This window comes from Kitasatospora cheerisanensis KCTC 2395, assembly GCF_000696185.1.
Taxonomy (GTDB): domain Bacteria; phylum Actinomycetota; class Actinomycetes; order Streptomycetales; family Streptomycetaceae; genus Kitasatospora; species Kitasatospora cheerisanensis.
Genome location: NZ_KK853997.1, coordinates 9,639 through 13,343, shown reverse-complemented (window position 1 = coordinate 13,343; position 3,705 = coordinate 9,639). Strand labels below are relative to the sequence as shown.

Here is a 3,705-nt window from a genome sequence, read left to right as displayed (position 1 = left end):
TCGGCCGCCTGGTCCAGCAGAGCGATGCCGGCCTCGTTGTCGTGTGCGCTCGCGGCCAGGACCACCACGCCGATGATCAGGCCCAGCACGTCGACGGCCAGTCCCCGCTTCCTTCCGGGCGTCCTCTTGTTTGCGTCCAGCCCCGTGGTCTCCTTCGGCACGCCGGCCGCCGCGCGGACGGACTGAGTGTCGATGATCACCAGGGACGGGTCCTCTAATCGGCGGGCCCGCTCACGCACCTGGCAGCGCAGGATCTCCTGGATCCGCTGGTCAAGGCCGTCCTGGCGCCACAGGGTGAAGTAGTAGAACACCGCCGACCAGGCAGGTAGGTCGTGCGGCAGGAGCCGCCACTGACAGCCCGTCCGGTTCTGGTACAGCAGGGCGTTCACGACCTCGCGCAGGTCACAGGAGCCCGGGTCTCCGGTCGCCGATCGCGACACCCGCTCCTTCTTCCAGGCGGTGACCAGCGGCTCGATCAAGGCCCATTGCCCGTCGGACAAGTCTGTTGAGTACGGCATCCGTTCCATGCCCCGACCCCATCATGCACACGACACGCGAGTCGGCTCGAAAGCCTCCGTACCCACGAACGGGCGACACCAGATCATCCAGAAACGGACTTAACGTCCTCTCAGTACGTCTACTTTGCGATCTCCAGCGTCGGCACCACCGTCGACGAGATCACCCAGTTGCTTGGCGTTGAACCGGACGAGGTCACGGTGCGGGGGAGTCTAACCACCTCACCTCACACCATCCCGTTCTGTCACGTCTGGAAGGTTGTCTGCCGCGAGCCCGGCCTGCCAGTCGATGAGCAGATCGGCCAGGTCATCGGCAGGCTCCGGCCCCGCATGGAGGCGCTCACCAATCTGACAACCCGTCTGGGCCCCGGGATCGCGATTCTTCAGGTCAACCGCTGGTTCAACCTGCATGACGACCAGTCCTCCGGTTCGCCGGACGACACGAATCTCCTCGGCTGGCACCTGGACCGCGAGGTGTTGGACTTCCTCGCCGCAACCGGCGCAGATCTGGATGTCGGCGAATACGACATGACGCGCAGCGACGACTGACACCGCCGCCCATCAAAGCGGGGCCACTACAGACCGGAAGCGGGGCCACTCCGGGCCGGACGACTGTGCTGGCCGGCTCGCGGTGGTAGAGAATGCTCGGCATGACGACTTGAAGAGCACCGGCCGGGCGGCGTTACTGGGTCAAGGTCGCGGCCTGCGAGACGGTTCCCGGCAGCGCCGGACGAGTCTGCGCGGCCTGCGGAACGCCCGTCCGCTCGTACCAGTACCGCTTCCATCCGCCCGAGTCCTCCATGTTCGAGCGGTGCATCGGACTGGTCTGGTGTTCCGACTGCAGGATCTACTGCAGCAACCTGGTGCACGTCCCACGCAGGCAGATGCTGGTGGACGCCCTTACCTCTCTTCCCTTGGAGCTGCGAGAGCGGCTTCTGCGTTCGGAATCGCGGCTGATCACGTTTCTGGACCGCGACGCCCGCGGGAGCAGAGATTAGGGGCGGCGGCTGGCCGCGATCAGGAGGAGCCGCTTGCGGAGTAGGGGTGGCTTCGCTCGGCCGAACATGCTGCGCTTGGGCGCCTTCAGGTCGTTGACGCGGCCTTCGACCGGGCCGGACGACCAGTCGGTGCTCATGCCGTAGACGACCGCGTCGAGGTCGGGGATCAGTCCGGCGGCGAAGCCGGTCAGGCCGGCCGCCTGCTGGTCCGCGCAGACGTCGGCGATCCAGTGCTGCAACTCGTCTCCCTGTCGGTTGGTCATGATGGCCGCGAAAGTGCGGATGTGGCTTGCGACGGCCGTGGCGTCGGGTGAGCGGGCCAGCAGTGCCGCGAGTCGCTGCTGGTCGTCCTCGCGCAGGTTGTCGGGGTGGCTCATGATCCAGCGGGTGGCCTCGACTCGGTTCGGCGGTCAGGCGCGGCTGGCCAAGTAGGTGTTCCAGTCGCACCTGCGGGCCGCTACCCCTTCTGGTGCCGGGCGAGGTGGTCGCGGATCTGCATGCAGAGCTGCCCGGCCTCCGCAGGCACGGATGGGTGTGCCTCGACAAACGCTGCGCCGACGTATGGCTTGTTTCTCTTCCCGCGTTCGGTCTGACACCGCTTCAGGAGGTCTGGGCCCACGCGTTCGAGGAACGCCTCCCCCTCTCCCGCGTGGGTGCCGGCCGATCACCGAGCTCGGCCACTACGGCGGCGTAGGCCGGGCCCACTACGAGCCGCGCTGCGGCGACCCAGAGCGACGACCGGGTTCAGCCGCCTGTGTACGCGCGGGAGGAGGCCGTGTCCCTGCGCGCGCGAATCTGCGCAGGTACTGCCGCTAAGGGCTGTCCCGTAAAAGATCCTCGGGTCATCATGCTCACGTCGCCATGGGCCTGGAGCAGCAGGAACGCACCGTTCTGACCGTAGGTGTTGGAAGCCCACAGGATGCCGGTGCCGACGTTGGCGGGGTTGCCGTCCTTCTTGTGGACGACGAGGTTGCCGTCAGGCTGCAGGTACGCCCAGGCACCGTTGTTTCCGGAGGTGCCTGTGGACCAGAGCACTCGACCGCTGGCCTGCCTGTGGGTGAGGACCCGGTTGCCGTCCGCCTGCATGGTCAGCTTCGTGTCGGACCCGCCGGGCTGGTGGCGGCGGTTGAGGCGACCCAAGCTCCCAGGTCTCCGGCCCGGCTGGCGGACACACCGGTGCGGCTCTCGGTGGCGTCGCTGCCGAGGAAGCCGCCGTGCCAGGCACGTGAGACCACGCCGACCAGGGCGGGCTTGCCGTTCTCGGTGCGCCACAGGGGTGCGCCGGCGTCGCCCTTGCAGATGAGGCCGAGGGCGGTGGGGGTGAGGTCGAACGCGGTCGTGGTGACGGTGCCGACGGTGGTTGCGGGGGTGTGGAGCTTGCCCGGGAGCCATTCGGTGAGGTGCGGTCGTGGTCGCCGATGGCGGTCCACAGCGTCTTGCTGACGCTACTGAACTTGAACTCGTGATGTCGGTGCAGCGCTTTGGCGCCTCCGGCTTTCTACGAACCGGTGCTCGGTAGCCGTGCAGCGACAGTTGCCACGAAGTGCTGCAGCACGGCGAACGGCAGCGTCTGCGTCCCGTCAAAGTAGACCTCTGCGGGCTTCTCCTCCTCGGGGGCGTAGACGACCACTGTCACGGCTGTTGGCCCGGGAGCGGGTGAGGCAGGCACGGAAGGCGACCCGCCCGTGACGATGCGGGCCTCGCTGAGCTCGAAATGCGTGGTCCGGGCCTCGCCGGTACCGGTCTCGGTAGTGAGAGCGCAGTACAGATCCCCGTCGTGGTCCCAGGTCAGCAAAGACATGGCGGCGATGCTGCCACACCCATGGCCGCCGACGCCGGGTATATGGGCCGGCGGATTGTCAGCGAGCCAAGTCGAAGCTCAGGCCAGTTCCGATGAAGCGGCCGTCGACAAGGTCGGGGCGGTACTGGATCCTCTTGAGTCTGCGCTTCACGGCTGGGGTGATTTGGCCGAGGTCGGCCGCGGTGAGGTTGCCGATGCCGCGCCTGACCAGCGACCACACGCCCTCGGTCGGGTTCAGGTCAGGAGCGTAGGTCGGCAAGTGGAACACGGTGTGCCAGTTAGGAGCTGTCCGGCCGATCATGATGTGCGTACTCTTCGCTGGTGATTGATCACGGTATTGCTCTGCCTCACTACCGCCTCCACGTCGTGCCTGCGGTCGTGGCGCTGGCTT

General features: G+C 67.1%; 5 protein-coding genes and 2 pseudogenes. 1 reads left to right on the top strand and 6 read right to left on the bottom strand.

What is annotated here, in order from left to right; genetic code table 11:
* A partial coding sequence (locus KCH_RS00095; protein ID WP_035857893.1) for an IS5 family transposase occupies positions 1 to 527 on the bottom strand: 527 nt, incomplete at its 3' end.
* A gap of 120 nt (positions 528 to 647) precedes the next feature.
* Here KCH_RS00095 and KCH_RS00090 point away from each other — a divergent pair.
* Complete coding sequence (locus KCH_RS00090) at positions 648 to 1,064, top strand: DUF4279 domain-containing protein (protein ID WP_035857892.1); 417 nt, start codon at positions 648 to 650, stop codon at positions 1,062 to 1,064.
* A gap of 445 nt (positions 1,065 to 1,509) precedes the next feature.
* Here the strand turns inward: KCH_RS00090 and KCH_RS00080 are convergent.
* The 5 genes and pseudogenes from KCH_RS00080 to KCH_RS00060 form a co-directional block, all read right to left on the bottom strand.
* Positions 1,510 to 1,896 (bottom strand): annotated as a pseudogene (locus tag KCH_RS00080) (transposase); the annotation flags it as partial.
* 361 nt (positions 1,897 to 2,257) lie between these two features.
* Positions 2,258 to 2,599 carry a hypothetical protein gene (locus tag KCH_RS42095; protein WP_051652567.1) on the bottom strand — a complete coding sequence of 114 codons (342 nt, stop codon included), beginning with the start codon at positions 2,597 to 2,599 and terminating at the stop codon, positions 2,258 to 2,260.
* A 2-nt stretch (positions 2,600 to 2,601) separates the two neighbouring features.
* Complete coding sequence (locus KCH_RS42090) at positions 2,602 to 2,943, bottom strand: hypothetical protein (RefSeq protein ID WP_035857888.1); 342 nt, start codon at positions 2,941 to 2,943, stop codon at positions 2,602 to 2,604.
* Between the two features lie 68 nt (positions 2,944 to 3,011).
* On the bottom strand, positions 3,012 to 3,314 hold the full coding sequence (locus KCH_RS00065; protein WP_035857885.1) for a hypothetical protein: 303 nt from the start codon (positions 3,312 to 3,314) through the stop codon (positions 3,012 to 3,014).
* A gap of 58 nt (positions 3,315 to 3,372) precedes the next feature.
* A pseudogene (locus KCH_RS00060) lies at positions 3,373 to 3,705 on the bottom strand (hypothetical protein); the annotation flags it as partial.